Genomic DNA, 18,478 nt, shown 5'->3' with positions numbered 1-18,478 from the left:
CTCCAGGCCGCTCGGGTTGGGGCAGCCCGCGGTCGTCGAGATCGGCCTCCTTCACACGCATCACCTGCGCGGCGCGTCGACGTCCGCGGCTCACGACGCGATGGTTCAGTAGACATGGATGGCGCCGGCGCTCTGGGCGGTGTCGTCGGACGGGTCGCCCGTCGCGCTCCCATCCGTGACCGGGCCAATCGTGCTCGTCGCGGTCTCACCCACGCTGCTGACACTCGTGTCGTCGGTGCTCGTCCTGTCGGACGGCGGGCTCGCTGAGCGGTCGGAGCCGGTCGGTGACTGCCGGATGTGTCCGCTCCTGCTTGCCCTGCCTCGGAATTCTCGCCTCGAGCTCCTTCAGAAAAAACCGGGATTGTCGTATGAAGCGCGCCATGCTGAACCGGCAATCCTTCGCTCCCGCCGCACCGCTGAAGATCTGCGTCTCCGTCTTCCTTCTGAAAGCCCTCGCGGTCGTGGGTTGCAAGAGTGACGACGCATCCGGAGGAGCTGCAGTCGCGTCCTCCGACTCGTCCAAGACGCAACCCACCACGGCTCGAGGAGCGGCGCCCGCGCCGTCCGACTCGCCCAAGACGCAACCCACCGCCGCACGAGGAGCGGCGTCGCCCGAGGCGTCTGACTCGTCGAAGACGCAAGCAGCCGCCGGAGGGGCAGGCAGCCCGTCCCTCGGCGAGACCGGGTTCACGGCAGACATTCCGCAGGGGTACAAGCTCGAGCGCAAGAACGACACCTACTTTACGGTCGAGCCGGAAGGCGACCAGCCGCGGAGCGTGGGCGCGAACTTCATGGTGAAGCCTGCCACCGAGGCGATGCCGAAGAGCGCCGACGAGCTCGCCAAAAAGAAGTGCTCGGCGGACGACAAGGAGGCCACGAAGGGGGCGCTGCCCGGCGGCGGCTTCTTCGTTCGTTGCGTGTCGAATTTGAGCGAGCCTGGCGCCCAGCCGAATCACTATGTTCAGTCGGTCACGCCGGCAGGAGACCGGTGGATTTCTTGCCACTTCATGACGACCGGCGACATCGGGCCGGCCGAAAAGATCTGTCGATCCGTGCGCAAGCAGTGAGCCGACGCCGTCCCCCGCCAGGTAGGGGTTGCGTTCCACCCGGCGCAGGCAGCCCGTGCTGCTCGGGGATCTCACGGTCAGTGATGGTGGGGGCGTGATAGCGTACAGCGCAAATCAGCTCTTGGGGGACGCGCTGCCGCGCGCCGTACGCCCGAGGCCGAGTTGTAGCCAGCCGGAGGCGCCCCGCTTGAGCTGCCCGTCTCCGCGTCGCCATGCGGCTGTACTGACATGTCGGGAACTTCGTCGCCCGCGTTCTGTCCCTACGCGGATGCTCGCGCGCTTCTCCCTGCTGTTGTTGCTCGTTGGCTGCGCCGCGGTCCAACCACCCCAGCCGCCTGCTCCCACGACGGCCACGAGCGCCGCACCTGCGCCCGTCGTGCCTGCCGAGACGACGCCGCCGCCTGCTCCCACGACGGCCACGAGCGCCGCACCTGCGCCCGTCGTGCCTTCCGAGACGACGCCGCCGCCTACGGCCGAGGCTGCGTCACCGCCCGCGACCGGGGCCCCGGCGCCGAGCACCTGCGAGCTCCATCAAAGCAACTGGGACAGCCCCACGGCGCGCACGCTCCGGAGCGCCTCGGGTCGCGCCTTCGCCGCCATCCTCAGCGCCGACGAGCTCCGATTCGTGGCCGACGGCGAGGCCACGGCCGAGTTCACCAGTTTCGGGCTGCGCCTGCGTACGACCCCCAGGCCGGGCGATCTCCCGGTCTATACGCGCGGCGAGCTGGTGTTCGGCGGGGTGCTGCAGGCGGGCAACACGCCGCTGATGTGGACGTCGGTCGGCGGTCCAAGCCTGCGCGTCGCCCCACCGAAGGATCGGCGCGTCCGCTTCGTGGACGCTCCGACCGTCGACGTCGCCTGCGATACGCTCGCGCTGGAGGAGAGCTACAGCGATCTCGCCGTCCCCGATAGCCGCCTGCGCCCGCGCGGACCAATTGCCGTGGCGGCGACGGCCGGCGGCCCTCCGGTCCTGCATCTCCACCTCAAGCGCGCCGTCCCAGTGAAGCGGCTCGCAGACGCCGGGTCGCAGGTGAAGATCGCCTGGCCGATCGCCGACGGGGCGCTCGCCGAATCCACGGTGAGCGGGTGGGTCGAGGCCCGTCTCGTCGAGCCCCTGAAGGACTCGACCGAGGGCGAATTCCTGGCCCGCGGTCTCAGTCTCGAGGGCAGCGCCCACTGGGACGGATGTGGCGCGGAGCACCCGCTGTACGTCGACACCGGTCGTGGGGCGGAGCCGGTGGGGGAGATCCTCGCGGGCACTCGAGTACGCATGGGCCCGCGGCGTGGGGAGCTCGTCGTCGTCGATGTCGAGGGACCATGGGTGCGCCAGAATCCGCCGCCGCTGCGCCTGCGGCCAGGGGCGAAGTTCCTGCTCGCGCCCGCGGACGCCGCCGACTGCAGCCGGTGATCAAGATAGCTTGCCGGAGCCACCCTGGCCGCGCCTCGCCACCAACGTCGACTTCTACCGCGTCAGTGGGTGACGCCGGCCTTCGCCGCGTGCTGACGTCGTGCAGCCGGCGCAGCTCGCGTCGGCGAGCGGGAGAGCCGGCTTCTCCCGGTGATATCCTGTCGCCATGGCCCGGCCGCGCCTCCCCGAAGCTCGCATCGTCGACACCCGCCAGGTCCTGATCCTGCTCTCGCCGAAGGGCGACGAACCGCCGATAAACGGCTTCGCCGGCACGGTGGTCACCGACCCCGCGGCGGGAGTGCCCGACCTCGCGGGGAAGGCCGTCTACCTGTGCGGTGACGTGGCGAAGGCCGCCGCCCTCGACCTCTCGGCCGCGTCGCGGGTCCTGGTGATCCGGGAGGGCTCCTACGGAGACGCGGCGGGTGACCTCGCCCCCTGGCCGGTGGTGGGCTCCGGCCGGGTCCCGCTCGACGTTCACGGGCTCGGCGTGTACTACCGGTGTTTCTTCGACCCCGAAATCGACTACGTCGAGCGGATCCGCGGCGAGCACACCTTCCAGTCGCTGACCGAATCCACCAAGCCGGGCACGGCACACCGCACCGGCATTTACCTGACGCCGGTCCGAAAGCAGCGGGACGGGCTCCATTTTCGCCTGCTGCGCTGCTCCACCAACCTGTCGGGCCCGACCGACAACTTCCGCTCCACCGACCGACACATCGTCGACGCGCTGAACCAGGAGGCAGCGCTGGTCTTCTCGGGGGCGGCGCCGCTCAATCACGTGCTTGCGTAGATCTATCCCAACACCCCGGCCGACGCCGAGAAGAAGCAGGCGAAGGCCCGGATCTCGTCTCACGCCGACAAGACCAAGGACATGCCGGACCACGGCGTCATGGCTTTCTGCACCTTCTACGAACACCTCGATCGGCTCGCCCCCATGGCCGGCGATCCCTTCGACCGCGGTCACCGGACGATCAGCGGATTGACCCGGCTCCGCTTCCGACACAAGGAGATCGAGACCGCGGAGACAGGCGCGTTCCCGGACCATTTCACGATCACGCTGTATCCCAACTCGGTGTTCTTCATGCCGCTGTCGACCAATCGGCGCTACACCCACGAGATCGTGCCGTCCGAGCTGGACGCCGCGCGGCTCCCGACCCGGCTGGGCTACGTGGTGCGCTGCTCGAAGACCGAGGCGGTCCACGAGGATGGGCGCACCTTCCTGCTCCAAAACGGGGCGCGGGTGGAGCTGGAGGCCCCCACGCCCGAGGGGATGGTGGAGCTTCGCCGGCTCTACGCCGAAGAGAACAAGACGTCGGCCCCCATCGACTACGGAGACGGCTTTCGCTTCAGCATGAACGCGGGAGACTACCGGGCGCCGATCTACGAGGCGTCCGACCCGTTCCGCACCTACGCCGTCCCCACCCGAGGCGACCTCTTCGCGGAGCTGTCCGCGTCGGCTCGGCTCGAGGATCTCGGAAAAGGCCGGCGCGGCGCGGTGCTCGTGGCGCCCGACGACTCGCGCGGGGTCCCCATCGTCCGCACCACCACCGCGTACACGCTCCCGGCTCAGTGTTTTCGACCGATCCACACCACGCTCGCGCGGCAGATCCACGCGTGTGCCTCGCTCGCGCTCCCCTTCAACAACGCGCTGCTGGAGGTCTACACCCGCGCCTACACCACCATGGGCGCCCACTCGGACCAGGCGCTCGACCTGGACGATGCCGGGGAGATCGCCCTCTTCTCCTGTTATGAACACCCGGAGGCCGGGCCGTCGCGGCGGCTGATGGTGGAGTCGAAGGAGCTCGGGGGGCCCTCGTTCGTCATCCCGCTCCTCCACGGCCGTGTGGTCGTGTTCTCCGCCGACACCAATCGACGGTTCCGCCACCGGATCGTGCTGGACCCCGCGGCTGGAGCTCCCGACAACCCCTGGCTCGGGGTCACGTTTCGCACCTCGAAGACCTGGGTTCACGTGCGTGACGGGCAGCCCCGTCTTGCCGACGGCACACCGCTGACCCTGGCCGACGACGAGGAGCGTCGCGAATTCCTCGCGCTCCGACGCCGGGAGAACCAGGAGACCGACTTCGTCTACCCCCGCGTCACTTGCACCCTGAGCCCGAGCGATCTGTGGCCGCCGGAGAAAGCCAGGAGGCTCTGCGCTCGCGCGGGGGGCAGCCCATCGTAGGACAAGGGTGCTCCCCTGCTCTCGCTGCCGTTCGCGCAGCCGTCGCGACCATCCATCCGACCGCACCGCACCTCGACGAGCGCCGGCTGCCCACCCGGCCGGATCGGTCGCTCCCGGCTCGCTACGATCCTGTCCTTCGCGTCATGTCATCCGGGCGGAGCGTCGAATCGATACTGCGTGCGCTGCGCGGATGGCCGCGCTGCGAAGCCCTCGGCGAAGCGCGCGAGTGAGGGATACGAAGCGACGGGCAGCGTCCTGCGGAACGAGAGGTGGTCGACGAGGCAGAACAGCGAGGCCTCGAACAGGCTCAGGTCGCGCGGCGAGGGGATCGCGTCCAGCACGCTCGGCAGGTGATCGTCGAGCCAGCGCAGCGCGCCGTCGAAGCCCTGCCGCGCCTTTGCAAAGTAGAGGTTGTCGGCCGGAAGCTTGCACACGACCGTGCCGAACACGAGCTGCACCTGCGCGGCCATCCCGTGGCGAACGAGCTCGTGGGCGTTGCGCGCGACGTCGGAGCGAGTCTCCTCGGGCCACACGACGCGGCGGTTCGCGTCGGCGAGCTCCGCGAGCGCGCGGCAGATGTTCTCGGCGCCGAAGACGAGCGAACCGCCCCTGCGCAGCGTCGGTAGCTTCAGCGCAGGGTTGCCGGCGTAGACCTCGGGCTCGACGACGGTCATGTCGTGGATCGGCACGAGCTCGAACGGGACGCCGAGCTCGTGCGCGAAGATCAGCGTCAGGCGGGTGAAGTGTGAGCTGCTACGACCGATGATCTGCACGTCGCTCATGTCGACTCGACCTCTCGGCCAGACAATTACCGCCAGAACGCGGCTGGCCACAGGCACAGTTCCCGTCGCGCCGAACCGGGTATCTGTGCGGGGAACCGGCGAAGGGGCCGGGTGAAGGCGGCGGCGAGCAGCGCCTCGACGAGCAGCGCCGCGGGCGCCGAGCGAGCAAATACTTATTAAAGGGACGCGCGGATCGACGCGGCCCGGGCGTCGAAGTCCGCGCGCTGATCCGCGGCGCCGGAGGTGCCGCGGACCTGCTCGACCTCGGCGGCGAGCAGCTCACGGGCCCGTCGCAGCCGCGTCTGGGCGGGGCCGAGCGGGTTCTCGAGCGCCGCGGAGTTCTTCACCGAGTTGTCAGGCGACGTGGGGGTAGGCGCAGCCACTCGCCCACGTCGACCGCGCGCGCCTCGTGCCCTCGGTCTTTAGTGAGCTCGCGATACGCCGCCCGACTCAGCATGGAACATTGAATAGAAGGCAATAAACGTAGTAGCCGACAACGAGGTGTTTCTGCGAGGGTCGGGGCCCCCGAAGCAAGCTCGGCATGGGGCCGAAATCTCCCGAGAGCGGAAATTACGCGAATCGCGTTCAGCGTTGAGGGCTCCACCGCGAATTAGATACGCGGTCACCCCGTGCAGCCTGCCTCGACCCATGCGATCCTGGGCGAAGGCCTCCCAACCTTGTCTCTATCACCGTGGGCGTGGCCGGTAGGGGTGCAATCATGAGCGAATACGAGGACATCGTGCGCATTGTGTTCGACAATCTCGACATCATGGCCTGGGCGACGGACGCCCAGGGCGTGGTGAAGCTATCGGAGGGCGGAGCACTACGCGTGATCGGGTTGAAACCAGGACAGCTCGTCGGCCTCAACGTCCAGGACATGTACGTTAACCGTCCGGAGACTCTCGGGCCCATCAAGCAGGCCCTCGCCGGCGAGGCGCACACCGCCCTCTCCCACGAGAACGGGAGGATTCTCGAGACGCGCTTCAGGCCGATGCGCAGCCCGTCGGGCGAGCTGCTCGGCGTCGCCGGGCTCAGCGCGGATGTGACCGAGCGCGAGCACGCGAGGCAGGAGCTGGCGCGGCAGACCGACGAATTGCGCAGGCTGGCCGAATTGCTCGACCTCACGCACGACGCGATCCTGACCCGCGCGATCGGTGGCACGATCACGTACTGGAACCGCGGCGCCGAGCAGCTCTACGGCCACGAGCGTGCGGCTGCGATAGGACGGGTCTCGCACGAGCTGTTGCAGACCCGCTTCCCCGCGGACATCGAGGCGATCGACCGGCACCTCCGGACGACCGGCCACTGGAACGGCGAGCTCACGCACGCCCGCGCCGACGGCCAGGACGTGATCGTGGCGAGCCGCTGGGTGCTCAAGCGCGGGCGAGACGGCCAGGTCGACGAGGTGCTCGAGCTCAACACCGACATCACGGCGCGCAAGCGGGCCGAAGCCGAGGAGGCGCAGCGGCAACAGGTGCTGCTCGCCCAGGCGCAGGCGATCCAGGAGCTCTCGACGCCGCTGATCCCGGTCACGGATGAGATCCTCGTGATGCCGATAATAGGGACGCTGGATTCGGTGCGTGCCAAACAGATCATGGACGCGATCCTCCGGGGCGTTGCGGACACGCACGCACGATTCGTCATCCTCGACATCACCGGCGTGCCTGTCGTCGACACCGCGGTCGCAGGCGCGCTGCTTCGCACCGCTCACGCCGTGCGGCTGCTGGGTGCCGAGGTGATCATCACCGGGATCCGTCCAGAGATCGCGCATACCCTCGTGCAGATCGAGGCGAACCTCCAGCACATCGTCACCCGCGGCACGCTCCAGAGCGGTATCGTCTTCGCGCTCGGCAAGCGGCAGCTCGACGCCTGAACGGCGCACGACGACGCACGCCGATCGAGGCGCGGGCGTCGCTCAAGGGCTTCAGACGCAAGGACGAACCCGCCGAGGAGAAGTCGCCGGCCGACGACGCGAAGCACCCGACCGTCCACGTTCATGGCGAGGCCTACCCGCACGGCAGCCAGCGCGCGCGGCGTGTGGCGCCATCGCCACGAGGGCCGCTCGCCGGCCGAACCTGGCCGGCGAGAGTGGCACAAATCTGAACAGCCGCGGGCGACGCGAGGCGGCCGCGTCGAAGGCGAGGCCGACCTCGCGCAATCACAGGCGTTTCAAGTTGTGCCGTGGGTCGCGAGCCACTTGTGCATAAAGAGCCCGGAGCATGCGGCAAAGTCCGCGCCAACACCAGTGCAGCCCTCAAATCTCTACCATGGCGCGAACTTGCCCATCTCGAAAATTACTCTGCAGGCCTCTCACTTGCTCTCGCTGCCTCCCTGTCCGTGACACAGCATAAGTTTGTGACACGAACAAGTTCGCCTGCCTCACCCTCTCACGGGCCCACACACGCCAGGTCATCTCGCCCTGCTCCTTTTCCGTAACCGTCCGGTGTACCGCGTCGTGATCCGAAAGCCCGACGCGAGTTACATCGGCGGGGCGTGATCGACGGGCAGAGCGGCGCGGAAGACGTTGACGCTGCCGAGTGTCTTGGGCCAGGAGGGAAGGCCCGGCGATCTTCGCCGGATGCGTCGTCGCGGGCTGCTCGGGGCCCACGTCGTGTTCGCGGGTCAGGTCCGTCGCGGGCACGCCGGAGCACAGCACCGTCACGAAGATGTGCTCCTTGCCGTCCTCGCCGCAGTGGAAGATCCGCGGGATGTTGGGGTGGTGCAGCGCCGACAGGATCTTGGCCGCGCGCAGGAACCGGATCACGTCGTCCTCGCCCGGGTCTGCGCTGCGCGACACCTTGAGTGCGACCTCGCATGACAGCCGGCGATCCGAGGCGCGATGGACGATCGCGCTGGCGCCGACGCCGATGACCTGGAGCTTGTCATAGCAGCCGCCGAACAGGCGCCTCGGTGCTGGCGTCGCCGGGTACATGGCGAGGATCGCCTCGAGTCCGCGGCGGATGTGATCCACGGACGGAAGGCGGTCGCCGGCGTCGGCTCGAGCGCCGCGCAGAGCAGCCGGGACAGATCTTCGGGCGCGTCGCTGCCGGGCACCACCTCGTGGATCGATCGCAGCCCGGTCATGCGCGGCAAGAGCTGCGTGCAGAGCTGGTACAGCGTCGTCCCGAGCGAGAACACGTCCAGGCTCGGCGCGGCGTCGCAGTGCCCCGCCTCGGGCGGCAGATACTCGGGGGTGCCGATCACGTGGTGGAGTTGAGACTTGACGCGCGGCGACATCTGCGAGGCGGAGCGCGCATCCTGAGCCTCGTGAAAGGGAGCGCCGACGCTGGCGAGGCCGAGATCGATCACCTTCGCTACCGATCGATCGGCGCCGATCGCGATCGCTGCGCCACCTTGTCCTGGAACGTCGGGATCCCGAGCGGTCGAGCCCTGGGCATACCTGCGCGACCTCCTCTGCCTCCTGCCATCCTGGCCCAAGACCCGCGTCCTCGAGCTCGCTCCCGCCTTCTGGAAGCAGACCCGCCAGCACGAGGACGCTCAGCAGCGTCTCGCCGCCAGCGTCTTCCGCACCGTCACGCTCGCCGACCATGCCCAGCCGGTATAGTCCGGACGCGCCCGCGCCGTCATGACGCGGTTCATCGTACAGTTACGTTCAAGGAGACGCGGCAACTCCTGGCGCAGGGCACGTTCTCCCCCGAGCTCGTCGCCCGGCTCGAGTCGATGGCCTGAGCGACCCGTCGCCCGTACGCGCGCCTGCGAGGCGGGCGTTCCCCCACGCCGGACGCCTGGGCGAGCGAGATCTCGAGCTGATGCGAGTTGCTCGGCGCGAGTGATTCACGGGGGCGCGCCGCACCGCGTGCAGGCATCGAGCGGAGGCCCCTGGACGTCGAGGAGCGCTTCGCAGAGCGCCGGGATCACCTGGACGAGGGTCTCCGCGTCGAGCGGGTTGTCGCCGACGGAGAGGAGGTCGCACTCGGTGATCCAGGGGTCGTCGACGAGCGGGGCGAGCGTGGTGATCGCGTTCGCATCGAGGTGGACGGAGTGCAGCGCCTGGTACGCGCCGAGCGGGTCGACATCGACGATCGCGTTGTGGTCGAGGTGGAGCACCTCGAGGATCGCGGGCGCGACGATCGGGACCGCCGATCGTCCGGTCGCTTCGAGGAAGACGGCGCGCAGCGACGGGTGCATGCCGAAGGCGTCGACCCCGGCCACGAGCGGGTTGTCGCCGATGGAGAGCGTCTCGAGCTTCGCCGCGGCCGCGAGCGGCCCGCAGTCGGCGATCTCGTTGGACGAGATCAGCAAGGTCCTGAGTTCGGGCAGGGCGAGCGCCTGCACGTCGACGATCGCGTTGCCGCTGAGCTCGAGGCGCGCGAGCGCGTGCAGGCCCGCGAGCGGCGTGACGTCGACGATCTGGTTGGCATTGAGCCCGACGGTCCGCAGCGCGGTGAGCCCGGCGAGCGGCGCGACCGAGGTCACCGCGTTGCTCGAGCCCTGGAGGGTCTCGAGCTGGGTCATCCCCGCGAGCGGTCCGAGGTCGGCGATCGCGTTTGCGACGAACCTTAGCGAGCGCATCGCCGTCATCCCGCCAAGCGGGGCGAGATCGGTGATCGCGTTGTTGTCGACGTCGAGCGACTGCAGCGAGGTCATCCCCGCGAGCGGCAGGAGGTCGGTGAGCGCGTTGTCTCGCAGCGTGAGCGTCACGAGGTCGACCAGCGGCGCGAGCGCGCCGACATCGGTCAGGCCGCACTCCGCGAGCGACAGGGTCTCGAGCGTGGCGAGCTGGGCGAGGCTCGGCACCGCCGCCGGCGGCGTCTCGTCGGCGATCAGCGTCGCCAACGCCACCCCGGCGAGCGGCGCGTACGACTCGATCGGGTTGCGGCTGATGTCGAGGTGTTCGAGCTGCGTGAGCGAGGCGAGCGGGCTCAGGTCCGCGACCTTGCTCTTGCCGATCACCAGGGTCGTCAGCTTCGACAGGCCCGACAACGGACCGAGGTCGGCGAGCGTCATGCCGTGGAGTCGGAGCTCGACGAGGTTGGGGAAGCACTCGAGCCCCGCGAGCGAGTCGAAGACGCCGCTCACCGTGAGGAGCGTCAGCCCGAGCGCGGCCTCCGGCGGGATCGGGCCCTCGGGGATGTCGAGGGTCGCCCGGACCCTGGCCTCGACGACCGGGGAGCCGAACACGATCTCGTCGCACGGAAGGACGGGCGCGTCCGTGGTCCCCGTCGAGGTGTCGCCGGGGTCGCTCGTGGCCGTCGAGGTGTCGACGGGGTCGCTCGTGGCCGTCGCCGTCTCGACGGGGTCGCTCGTGGCCGTCGCCGTCTCGCCGGTGGACTGGGTGGTCGGACCGGTATCCTCGCCGGGACCCGTGGCCGTGACGCCGGTGGTCAGGGTCGCAGGCCCGGTGTCCTCGCCGGGGTCCGTGGACGTGATGCCGCCGGTGCCGGCGCTCGTGCCCTGGCTGCCGCTGCTGCCGTCGCTGGCCGATTCGCCCGGGGTGTCGGGCCCGCAGGCGAGGCACAGGGTCAGCACGAGGACGGGACGAGTGTGCATGGCGCCAGCATGCCAGACCGATCGGCTCGCCGTCCCGCCGCAACGACCGCGCCGAACCGCACGTGCTCACACCGCCGGGGCCGGCGAAACGATGGTCCGCCGCTTCGCCGACGACGACGACGGCGTGCTGCCCCCTGCACCCCGGAGCGGAGCCTCTGCGGCCGCGGGCGCCCGCGCGAACTGGAGCGCGATCTTCAACCGCCGCTCCGACATCCGCGCGCACCTGCGCGATCTCGTGGAGGACGACGACAACATCTGGACCGAATGGAAGCTGCGAGGTTACCCGAGCCGACGGCGTCGCCGAGTCTCTGCTCGGCGTGGTGATCGTCCGAATTGCCGACGGCCGCACGGCGAGCGATCCCTGCGGCCGTCTCTCCGGGGAGCGCGAACCATACGCAGGCGGCCAGCGTCGGCCCCATGTCGAGGTCGTCGTCCTGGCGACGGCAGTGACAGCCCTCTGCACCTGCCCCGGCACGGCCGTCATGCGCCCTTGCGTCGGCGTCGCCGCGGCCGCGGAAGCTCGCGTCGCAGCGGAGGGTCCGGTGGGGCGGTTTCTGACTGCCGGAGATCATCGCCGGTATGGATAGAAAACCAGTGCGGCCGCGCTCGAGGGCCATCGAGCTCGCCGTTGCCGTCGCCACGACGCGGTTCGTCGAACACAGACGATCTCCTCGTCACAGCTGATGAGATGGACGCCCTGTTCGTGGAGGGTCGATGCCTGCTCGTAGAGCTCGCAGATGGCCCGAATTTCCCCGGCGAAGCGCTCCGGGTCCGCGGGCGTGTTTCGCAGCCAGTACTTCACCCTGTGCGGCCGAATATCGGCCTCCGTTTAAAAATCGGCCGACCTGGCGCCCGGAGATCGAGTCGACGATCCCTCGTTTCACCAGCTCTCGCGCGAGCGCTCCCGGCGTCCAGTGGCTGAAGGGGACGCCGCTCTTCTCCGGAAGCTCGCACGCCAACGCGAAGAGCTGTGCCACCTGATGGGCCTCGAATCGGGGCGGCGCGCCCGTCCGCGGCCCATCGGCAAGTACCTTGAGGATCAAGCGCTCGAGCTCGAGGTCGCTGACGCCGCTCTCCTCCGCAGCGGCCAGTTCAGCCTGGCGACTCTGCCACCGGTGTCGCCATCGGCCGATCGCCTCGGGTCCCATGTCGAGCTCCACCGCCTGCTCGTTGTTCGGAACGCCTTGCCCGGACAACTTGATCGCGGTAGGGACGGCCCTTCGCCCTTCAGCACGGGCCGCCCCCCGCACAGATCCGAGCGTGCAGAACTACCGCACTCCGCTCCTGCCTCGGGTTCGATCGTCGAAGCGGTCCCAGGGATATGGATGAAGCGCGCGCAGCGGCGGGATCCATCGGCTCGCCAGCTGGTTCATGCGATCCCAGGTCATCCGTATTCGCTGGCTCCGTCGCCGCAAGGCGAAGTGCCAGGACCGGATCACCTGGGTGCGGAAGCTGTCGAGGCGCTTGATGTTCGTGGGGACGGCATGATACGCGAAATAGCCGCTGACGACGCTCCTGAGCCATCGCCCTTGCACGGGCACGGGCAGGTGGCGCCGTTGGTGGAGAGTCTCGCGCACCGTTTTGAGCTTCGCTCGCATCCGCTTCCTCGAGATTCGTCGGAGCAGCAGGAATTTCCCCGCCCTCGACTTCCCGCAGATATGCGTGAAGCCGAGGAAGTCGAAGGTCTCCGGCTTCCCCTCCCCGCGTTCCTGATGGTTCGCCGCGGCATGTTTGCCGAAGCGGAACAACCGAGTCTTGTCGGGGTGGACTTCGAGTCCGAAGCGACCGAGACGCCGCTCGAGGTCGGTCCGGAACCGGACCGCGTCGGCCTCGTGCTGGAACCCCAGCACGAAGTCGTCCGCATAGCGCACGACGATGACCTCGCCCCACGCCACACGTCCTCGCCATTGCTGTACCCACAGGTCGAGCACATAATGCAGGTACACGTTCGCCAGGAGCGGCGAGATCGTCGCTCCCTGCGCTGCCCGGCTGAAAACGCCAGAAGTTTGGAGCGGATTCGCACCCGGGGTACTTGTGCAGGCGGAAGACCACCATGGCACGGACGGCTTCCAGGATCCTCGTCTCCGAACGACAGCGGCGCATCCTCGACAAGCTCGAGCGGAGCCACAAGACCCCGCAGCAACTGGTCCCGAGGGTGCAGATCGTGAAGTTGTCCGGGCAAGGCGTTCCGAACAACGAGCAGGCGGTGGAACTCGACATGGGACCCGAGGCGATCGGCCGATGGCGACACCGGTGGCGGAGTCGCCAAGCTGAACTGGCCGCTGCGGAGGAGAGCGGCGTCAGCGACCTCGAGCTCGCGCGCTTGATCCTCAAGGTACTTGCGGACGGACCGCGGACGGGCGCGCCGCCCCGATTCGAAGCACATCAGGTGGCACAGATCTTCGCGTTGGCGTGCGAGCCCCCGGAGAAGAGCGGCGTTCCCTTCAGCCACTGGACGCCGGGAGCGCTCGCACAAGAGCTGGTGAAACGAGGGATCGTCGACTCGGCTTCCGCCGCCAGGTCGGCCGATTTTTAAAGGGAGGCCGACATCCGGCCGCACAGGGTCAAGTACTGGCTGCGAAACACGCCCGCGGACCCGGAGCGCTTCGCCGGGGAGGTCCGGGCCATCTGCGAGCTCTACGAGCAGGCGACTGTATTGGCTCAGCGTGAATGCAACCGAGGGAGGTGCGGCTTACGGACTTGCGGGTGGGCAGGTCTGGTTGGGATGATGGTGGGTTTGGTGTCGGCGAGCAAGTTCTCGGCGTTGACGGCGGAGCTCTCGAGCGGCCTCGAGTTTGCGGTCGCGTTCGACGAAGATCGCAGCTTCGCGGCCGGCGAGCTTGTCGACCGGCGCAATGTAGCCGATGGCACTGTGGAGGCGGCGGGCGTTGTAGTGCTCGACGAAGTCGGCGGTGACGCGACGGGCCTCGTCGATCGTCGATGGCGCTGCGGGCCGTAAGGCCGTGGACTTGAAGGTTTTGTGCCAGCGTTCGAGCTTGCCGTTGGACTGCGGGTAGCCGGGTGAGATCCGGACGTGGGTCATGCCGGCGACGCGGATGAACTCCTTGAAATCGCGGGCGATGAACTGGGGGCCGTTGTCGGTGACGATGCGGGGCCGCGCCCCGGGGAACAGCTCCCGGGCGCGCTGCAGGATGCACTCGACGTCTCGTTCGGTCATCGACTCGCGGAGATCCCAGTGGACGATGTAACGGCTGTAGCCGTCGAGCACGCTGCACAGGTAGTAGAACGTGCCGGCGAGGTTGATGTAGGCGATGTCGACGTGCCAGTGGCGGTGCGGGCCGTCAGGCTGCTGGAAGCCAGTGCCCTTCTTCGAAGGACCGCGCTGCCAGCGATCGAGGCGGCCAGCGGCGCTCAGGACTCGGTAGACGGTCGCCGGGCTGACGGCGACGATGTCCTGGTCGAGCATCATGTAGGTCAGCCGTCGGTAGCCCTCGAGTGGGTGCTTGTCGAAGAAGTCGAGGATCGCCTGGCGCTCGGCGTCGAGGATCCAGTGGTCGCGCGGGATCTTCCCGTTGTGCTCGTTGGCCTTGCCGTACCGCTCGCGCCAGCGCGTCAGCTGCGACCGCTGGATCCCCAGCCACCCCGCGAAGCGGGCCGGCGCCAGCTCGGTCTTCTCCGACCAGTCGGTGACGAAGTCGATCACCTCGTCCCGCGTCTCATGGGGCACCCAGCGGCCGTTCAGAGCTCCCCAAGCTCTTTTTTTAGGTCAACCAGCGCCTCCGACAGCTCGGCGATCACCGCGTCCTTCTTGACCAGCTTCGCCTCGAGGTGCTCCACCTTCTCGCCGAGCTCGCGCTTGACCGTCTCCGCCGGCGTCGTGCGAGATTCGACGAACACCTGCGGCGCGCGCTCAAATAGCGCCCGCTGCCAGCCGTAGAACACGCTGGGCTGCAGCTTGTACTTCTCGCACAGGTCCGACACGGGCACCTTGTCGAGGTGGTGCTCTCGCAGGATCTTGGATTTCTGCTCGGGGGTGAAGTGTCGGCGTTCTTGCTTCTTCATGCGGGCCTCCTGGCCACGCCTCTCCTCTACCAAAACTCAGGCCCGTTGCGGGCCAGCCGAGGCAGTACACGACGACTCTCCACGAGCAGGGCGTCCATCTCATCAGCTGTGACGAGAAGACCGGCATCCAGGCGCGCGAGCACGCTCAGCCTGCGCTCCCGGTGCGGCCCGGAAGGATCGAGCGCATCGAGTACGAGGACGTCCGGCACGGCACGCTCTGCCTGACGACGAATCTGGAGATCGCCACCGGGCACATCGTGAGCCCGACGATCGGCCCGCGCCGTACCGAGCAAGACTTCGTCGACCACATCGCGCGCACGGTCGACGGCGATCCCGACGCACGCTGGATCTTCGTTCTCGATAATCTTAACACCCACAGCTCGGAGGCCCTGGTACGATTCGTCGCCTCCCGCTGCGGCCTCGACGTGCCCCTCGGCGCCAAGGGCGAGAGCGGTGTTCTGCGCACGATGGAGACGCGCGCGGCGTTCTTGTCGGACCCGTCGCATCGAATCCGGTTCGTCTACACGCCGAAGCACTGCTCCTGGCTGAACCCTCACAGAACACCGAATTGGGCCAGGATACGCGGGGGCCGGGGTTCGGGGGTGTTCTGCGAGGGGCTTAGGAGATTCCCTCTTCGAATCACTTAAGCGCGCGCGCGGCGCCGCCGGATTGTCCCCTGGGACTTTTGAGAATTGTCCCCGGGGGACATCGCTCGCTTCCGGGGCCGCGCCGGCCCGTCACGCGCTCGTCTCGCTGGCACGTGGCCTGCAACCCCAGGCTGCGGAGCCCACAGAATGATGTACACACTGCGATTCGGTCACCCGAGAGTCTCGCTATTGTTGCTGTCCACCTTCGCAGTCGCCGGGTGCCCCGACCCGACGGCGACGACCGAGCCGGCCACCGCGGGTGATGACACCGTGGGGAGCGATTCGACCACGGACGAGCCCACGCCGGGGACCGACGGTCTCGCCTCGAACACCGCCGACACGCCGACCTCGACCAGCGCGCCCTCGACGAGCGCTCCGGTCGACAGCTCGAGCGGGACCAGCGAGGACTCGACGAGCACGACCGCGACGGCTTCGACCGCGAGCGGCTCGACCACGAGCGCCTCGACGTCGACCGGCGACAGCACGACCGGCGACAGCACGACCGGCGAGGCGAGCACGACCGGCGAGGAGAGCACGACGGGCGAGGAGGGCACGACCGGGGGGATCGTCATCGACGTCGAGGAGACCCACTGCTCCTTGCAGGACGGGATGCCGAACTTCGGCTTCTGGCTCGGCATGAAGGCAGTCGTCGCGGCGGACCTCGATGGCGACGGCGACGACGACATCGCCGTGCGCGCTGGGCCGACCGGAGTCGCCCCCTTCAGCGGCATCGTCGTGCTGGGAAACCTCGGCGGCGGCGAGTACGCCCAGCCGGAGACGTACAAGGGCGCGTCGAGCTCCTCCGGGACCTCGTACAGCGATTGGTCGCTGGTCGCGGCCGACTTCGACGGCGACGACCGGCCCGAGCTCGCCGTCGCCAACGGCATGGACAACTCGATCGTCGTGTTCCCGAACCTCGGCGACGGCAGCTTCGGCGAACCGACCTTCTACTGGGGACCGGCGTGGCCGGAGTCGCTGGCCGTCGGCGACTTCGACGGCGATGCGGTGCTCGACCTCGCGGTGCTCGGCTGGGATCACAACGTCACAGTGCTGTACAACCAGGGCGACGCCACCTTCGTCGCCGGCGCGCCGGCGCTGACCGGCACCAACGTTGGCATCAGCTACTCGTTCGCGGTTGCCGACTTCGACGGCGACGGCAGGTCCGACGTCGCCGTGACGAGCAAGATCGAGAGCACCCTCGTCGTCATGCGCAACCTCGGCGGCGACCAGTTCGACACCACCACGATCCCGACAGCGGCAGAGCCGACAGTGGTGATCGCCGGCGAATTCGGCGGCGACGACCGGCCCGACCTCGCGGTGGCCGACGGCGACGGCGACGGCGTCGGCGTCCTGCTCAACCAGGGCGACGGCACGTTCGGCCCCGAGGTGCGATGGTCGCTCGGCTCGCCCACGGACCCGCAGATCTTGAGCGCGGCCGATCTCGACGACGACGGCCTGCAGGACCTGGTCGTCGGCCAGAACCGCCGGGTTCGCACCCTCTACAATCAAGGCGGGGGCCAGTTCCTGCTCGACGGCTCGTACTACGGAGGTACGGGGCTCAACAGCCTCGCCACCCTCGACATCGACGGCGACGGCCGACGCGACATCCTGGCGTCGAACAGGGACGAGCGGTCGCTGCAGCCGCTGCTGCAGCAGCAGGACGGGAGCTTCGAGCGGCTGCCGACCACGTTCCCGCTCGGCCTCGGCCTGTTCGGCCTGCCGCACTTCGCCATCGCCGACCTCGACGCCGACGGCGACGCCGACATCGCCGTAACCGGCGACGAGCAGCACACCCTGCTCAACCAGGGCGCGGGGCAGTTCGAGCTCGCCAGCAGCAACGAGCTGGGCGGCAAGCGCCCGCAGGTCGGCGACGTCGACGGCGACGGCCGGCCCGACCTCGTGCTGTGCAGCGACAAGACAAAGTCGGTCCGGGTGCTGCGCAACCTGGGCGACGGCAGCTTCGCCGGCGCGGCGTATCCGGTGCCGGTGGGCACGTACTGCCAGCTCTTCGCCCTGGCGAACCTCGACGGCGACGCCGCGCTCGACGTGATCGTCGATGCGGACAACAGCGTCGTCGTCCTGCGCAACAAGGGCGACGGCACGTTCGCCCCCGCGGTCCAGAGCGTCAACTACAAGGCGCGCGACTGGAGCATCGTGGACCTGAACGGCGACGGCCGGCGCGACCTCGTCACCGTCGAGTACGTCAACGAGGATATGGCCGTCACGCTCGCGCGCAACATCGGCGGCGGCAAGTTCATCAAGGAGGCGCTGTTCACCCCTGACGAGACGCTCTCGAGCCTGGTCGTCTTCGACCTCGAGGACGACGGCGATCCGGACGTGGTCGCCGGCGGGGAGAACGTGGCGCACGTGCTGCGCAACGACGGCGCCGGCAACCTCGAGCTGCAGGACACCCTCGGCGTCGGGCTCCCGCCCAGCGCGTTGATGACCGCGGACCTCGACGGCGACGGCCGGCTCGACGTGGTCGCCGCGGCCTCGCGCCAGGCCTACGGCGTGCTGCTCAACCTCGGCGAGGGCGAGCTCGCGCCGGTGAAGCGCTACCCGGCCAACGGGTTCGGCCTCGGCTCGCCGCTGCCTCCCAGGTTCACGACCGCCGACGTCGACGGCGACGGCGCGCTCGACGTGGCCTTCGGCGGCACCGCCCTCGGCTACGCGCTGAACAAGGGCGACGCCAAATTCGGCTCGTCCGCGACCTACACCACCCCGGACATGCATCAATTCGCCGCTCAGGATCTCGACGGCGACGCCAAGGCCGACTTCGTCTACACCACGGAGCGCGGCGTCCACGTGGTCCTCAGCACCTGCCGCTGACGGCGGCAGGTGGCCAGGGCGCGGCGCCC

General features: G+C 68.8%; 17 protein-coding genes. 9 read left to right on the top strand and 8 right to left on the bottom strand.

Annotation, left to right across the window (positions count from 1 at the left end):
- Positions 1-380: 380 nt before the first annotated feature.
- The 4 genes from NAEX_RS48785 (at position 381) to NAEX_RS52450 (ending at position 4,657) form a co-directional block, all read left to right on the top strand.
- Entirely contained in the window at positions 381-1,067 is a 687-nt protein-coding gene (locus NAEX_RS48785) for a hypothetical protein (RefSeq protein WP_143141338.1), read from the top strand.
- A 442-nt stretch (positions 1,068-1,509) separates the two neighbouring features.
- Complete coding sequence (locus NAEX_RS35580) at positions 1,510-2,475, top strand: hypothetical protein (RefSeq protein WP_096331919.1); 966 nt, start codon at positions 1,510-1,512, stop codon at positions 2,473-2,475.
- 166 nt (positions 2,476-2,641) lie between these two features.
- Positions 2,642-3,265, top strand: coding sequence for a hypothetical protein (locus NAEX_RS51250; RefSeq protein ID WP_170135317.1), 624 nt, complete (start codon positions 2,642-2,644; stop codon positions 3,263-3,265).
- Between the two features lie 99 nt (positions 3,266-3,364).
- A complete protein-coding gene (locus NAEX_RS52450; protein WP_211302529.1) occupies positions 3,365-4,657 on the top strand; it encodes an alpha-ketoglutarate-dependent dioxygenase AlkB family protein in 1,293 nt (430 codons plus the stop codon).
- Positions 4,658-4,803: 146 nt separating this feature from the next.
- On the opposite strand, the gene NAEX_RS35570 is transcribed toward NAEX_RS52450, so the two are convergent.
- Together NAEX_RS35570 and NAEX_RS51240 are read right to left on the bottom strand one after the other, a co-directional pair.
- On the bottom strand, positions 4,804-5,439 hold the full coding sequence (locus NAEX_RS35570; RefSeq protein WP_096331918.1) for a glutathione S-transferase family protein: 636 nt from the start codon (positions 5,437-5,439) through the stop codon (positions 4,804-4,806).
- Between the two features lie 176 nt (positions 5,440-5,615).
- Positions 5,616-5,786 (bottom strand): hypothetical protein, encoded by a 171-nt coding sequence (locus NAEX_RS51240; RefSeq protein ID WP_170136276.1) that lies wholly within the window; start codon positions 5,784-5,786, stop codon positions 5,616-5,618.
- 371 nt (positions 5,787-6,157) lie between these two features.
- Between NAEX_RS51240 and NAEX_RS35565 the strand changes: the two genes are divergently transcribed.
- A complete protein-coding gene (locus NAEX_RS35565) occupies positions 6,158-7,312 on the top strand; it encodes a PAS domain-containing protein (protein WP_143141337.1) in 1,155 nt (384 codons plus the stop codon).
- Between the two features lie 381 nt (positions 7,313-7,693).
- Here NAEX_RS35565 and NAEX_RS51235 read toward each other — a convergent pair whose 3' ends face one another.
- Entirely contained in the window at positions 7,694-8,410 is a 717-nt protein-coding gene (locus NAEX_RS51235) for a protein kinase (RefSeq protein WP_143141336.1), read from the bottom strand.
- Here NAEX_RS51235 and NAEX_RS51230 point away from each other — a divergent pair.
- Positions 8,402-8,656: a hypothetical protein gene (locus NAEX_RS51230; RefSeq protein WP_100793468.1), complete on the top strand. Its 255-nt coding sequence runs from the start codon at positions 8,402-8,404 to the stop codon at positions 8,654-8,656. The genes NAEX_RS51235 and NAEX_RS51230 overlap by 9 nt on opposite strands.
- Positions 8,657-9,234: 578 nt before the next feature.
- Here NAEX_RS51230 and NAEX_RS35555 read toward each other — a convergent pair.
- The 3 genes from NAEX_RS35555 to NAEX_RS35545 all read right to left on the bottom strand — a co-directional run bounded on the left by NAEX_RS35555 (position 9,235) and on the right by NAEX_RS35545 (position 13,010).
- A complete protein-coding gene (locus NAEX_RS35555) occupies positions 9,235-10,950 on the bottom strand; it encodes a leucine-rich repeat domain-containing protein (RefSeq protein WP_096331915.1) in 1,716 nt (571 codons plus the stop codon).
- A gap of 674 nt (positions 10,951-11,624) precedes the next feature.
- Positions 11,625-12,098: a helix-turn-helix domain-containing protein gene (locus tag NAEX_RS54770; protein WP_420814174.1), complete on the bottom strand. Its 474-nt coding sequence runs from the start codon at positions 12,096-12,098 to the stop codon at positions 11,625-11,627.
- Between the two features lie 120 nt (positions 12,099-12,218).
- On the bottom strand, positions 12,219-13,010 hold the full coding sequence (locus NAEX_RS35545) for a reverse transcriptase domain-containing protein (RefSeq protein ID WP_256254112.1): 792 nt from the start codon (positions 13,008-13,010) through the stop codon (positions 12,219-12,221).
- Here NAEX_RS35545 and NAEX_RS53330 point away from each other — a divergent pair.
- On the top strand, positions 13,004-13,486 hold the full coding sequence (locus tag NAEX_RS53330; protein WP_143141335.1) for a helix-turn-helix domain-containing protein: 483 nt from the start codon (positions 13,004-13,006) through the stop codon (positions 13,484-13,486). The two genes, NAEX_RS35545 and NAEX_RS53330, sit on opposite strands and share 7 nt — an antisense overlap.
- Positions 13,487-13,642: 156 nt before the next feature.
- Here NAEX_RS53330 and NAEX_RS35540 read toward each other — a convergent pair whose 3' ends face one another.
- The gene (locus tag NAEX_RS35540) at positions 13,643-14,638 is read right to left on the bottom strand and encodes an IS3 family transposase (RefSeq protein WP_211302334.1); all 996 of its coding nucleotides are present in this window, start codon (positions 14,636-14,638) and stop codon (positions 13,643-13,645) included.
- Positions 14,639-14,649: 11 nt separating this feature from the next.
- Positions 14,650-14,973 (bottom strand): transposase, encoded by a 324-nt coding sequence (locus tag NAEX_RS35535; RefSeq protein WP_096325681.1) that lies wholly within the window; start codon positions 14,971-14,973, stop codon positions 14,650-14,652.
- Positions 14,974-15,074: 101 nt separating this feature from the next.
- Between NAEX_RS35535 and NAEX_RS35530 the strand changes: the two genes are divergently transcribed.
- Both NAEX_RS35530 and NAEX_RS35520 read left to right on the top strand, forming a co-directional pair.
- Positions 15,075-15,620 (top strand): transposase, encoded by a 546-nt coding sequence (locus NAEX_RS35530; RefSeq protein ID WP_211302612.1) that lies wholly within the window; start codon positions 15,075-15,077, stop codon positions 15,618-15,620.
- A 189-nt stretch (positions 15,621-15,809) separates the two neighbouring features.
- Entirely contained in the window at positions 15,810-18,449 is a 2,640-nt protein-coding gene (locus NAEX_RS35520) for an FG-GAP repeat domain-containing protein (RefSeq protein WP_143141591.1), read from the top strand.
- Positions 18,450-18,478: the final 29 nt, after the last annotated feature.

It is taken from the genome of Nannocystis exedens (genome assembly GCF_002343915.1).
Classification (GTDB): Bacteria; Myxococcota_A; Polyangia; order Nannocystales; family Nannocystaceae; genus Nannocystis; species Nannocystis exedens.
This window is presented reverse-complemented; position numbering and strand designations above follow the sequence as displayed.

What these genes read in the sequence shown, in the direction of transcription:
- NAEX_RS48785 (WP_143141338.1), top strand. Translation starts at nt 381, where the DNA reads ATGCTGAACCGGCAATCCTTCGCTCCCGCCGCACCGCTGAAGATCTGC.
- NAEX_RS51250 (WP_170135317.1), top strand. Translation starts at nt 2,642, where the DNA reads ATGGCCCGGCCGCGCCTCCCCGAAGCTCGCATCGTCGACACCCGCCAG.
- NAEX_RS52450 (WP_211302529.1), top strand. Translation starts at nt 3,365, where the DNA reads ATGGCTTTCTGCACCTTCTACGAACACCTCGATCGGCTCGCCCCCATG.
- NAEX_RS35570 (WP_096331918.1), bottom strand. Translation starts at nt 5,439, where the DNA reads ATGAGCGACGTGCAGATCATCGGTCGTAGCAGCTCACACTTCACCCGC.
- NAEX_RS35565 (WP_143141337.1), top strand. Translation starts at nt 6,158, where the DNA reads ATGAGCGAATACGAGGACATCGTGCGCATTGTGTTCGACAATCTCGAC.
- NAEX_RS35555 (WP_096331915.1), bottom strand. Translation starts at nt 10,950, where the DNA reads ATGCACACTCGTCCCGTCCTCGTGCTGACCCTGTGCCTCGCCTGCGGG.
- NAEX_RS54770 (WP_420814174.1), bottom strand. Translation starts at nt 12,098, where the DNA reads ATGGGACCCGAGGCGATCGGCCGATGGCGACACCGGTGGCAGAGTCGC.
- NAEX_RS53330 (WP_143141335.1), top strand. Translation starts at nt 13,004, where the DNA reads ATGGCACGGACGGCTTCCAGGATCCTCGTCTCCGAACGACAGCGGCGC.
- NAEX_RS35535 (WP_096325681.1), bottom strand. Translation starts at nt 14,973, where the DNA reads ATGAAGAAGCAAGAACGCCGACACTTCACCCCCGAGCAGAAATCCAAG.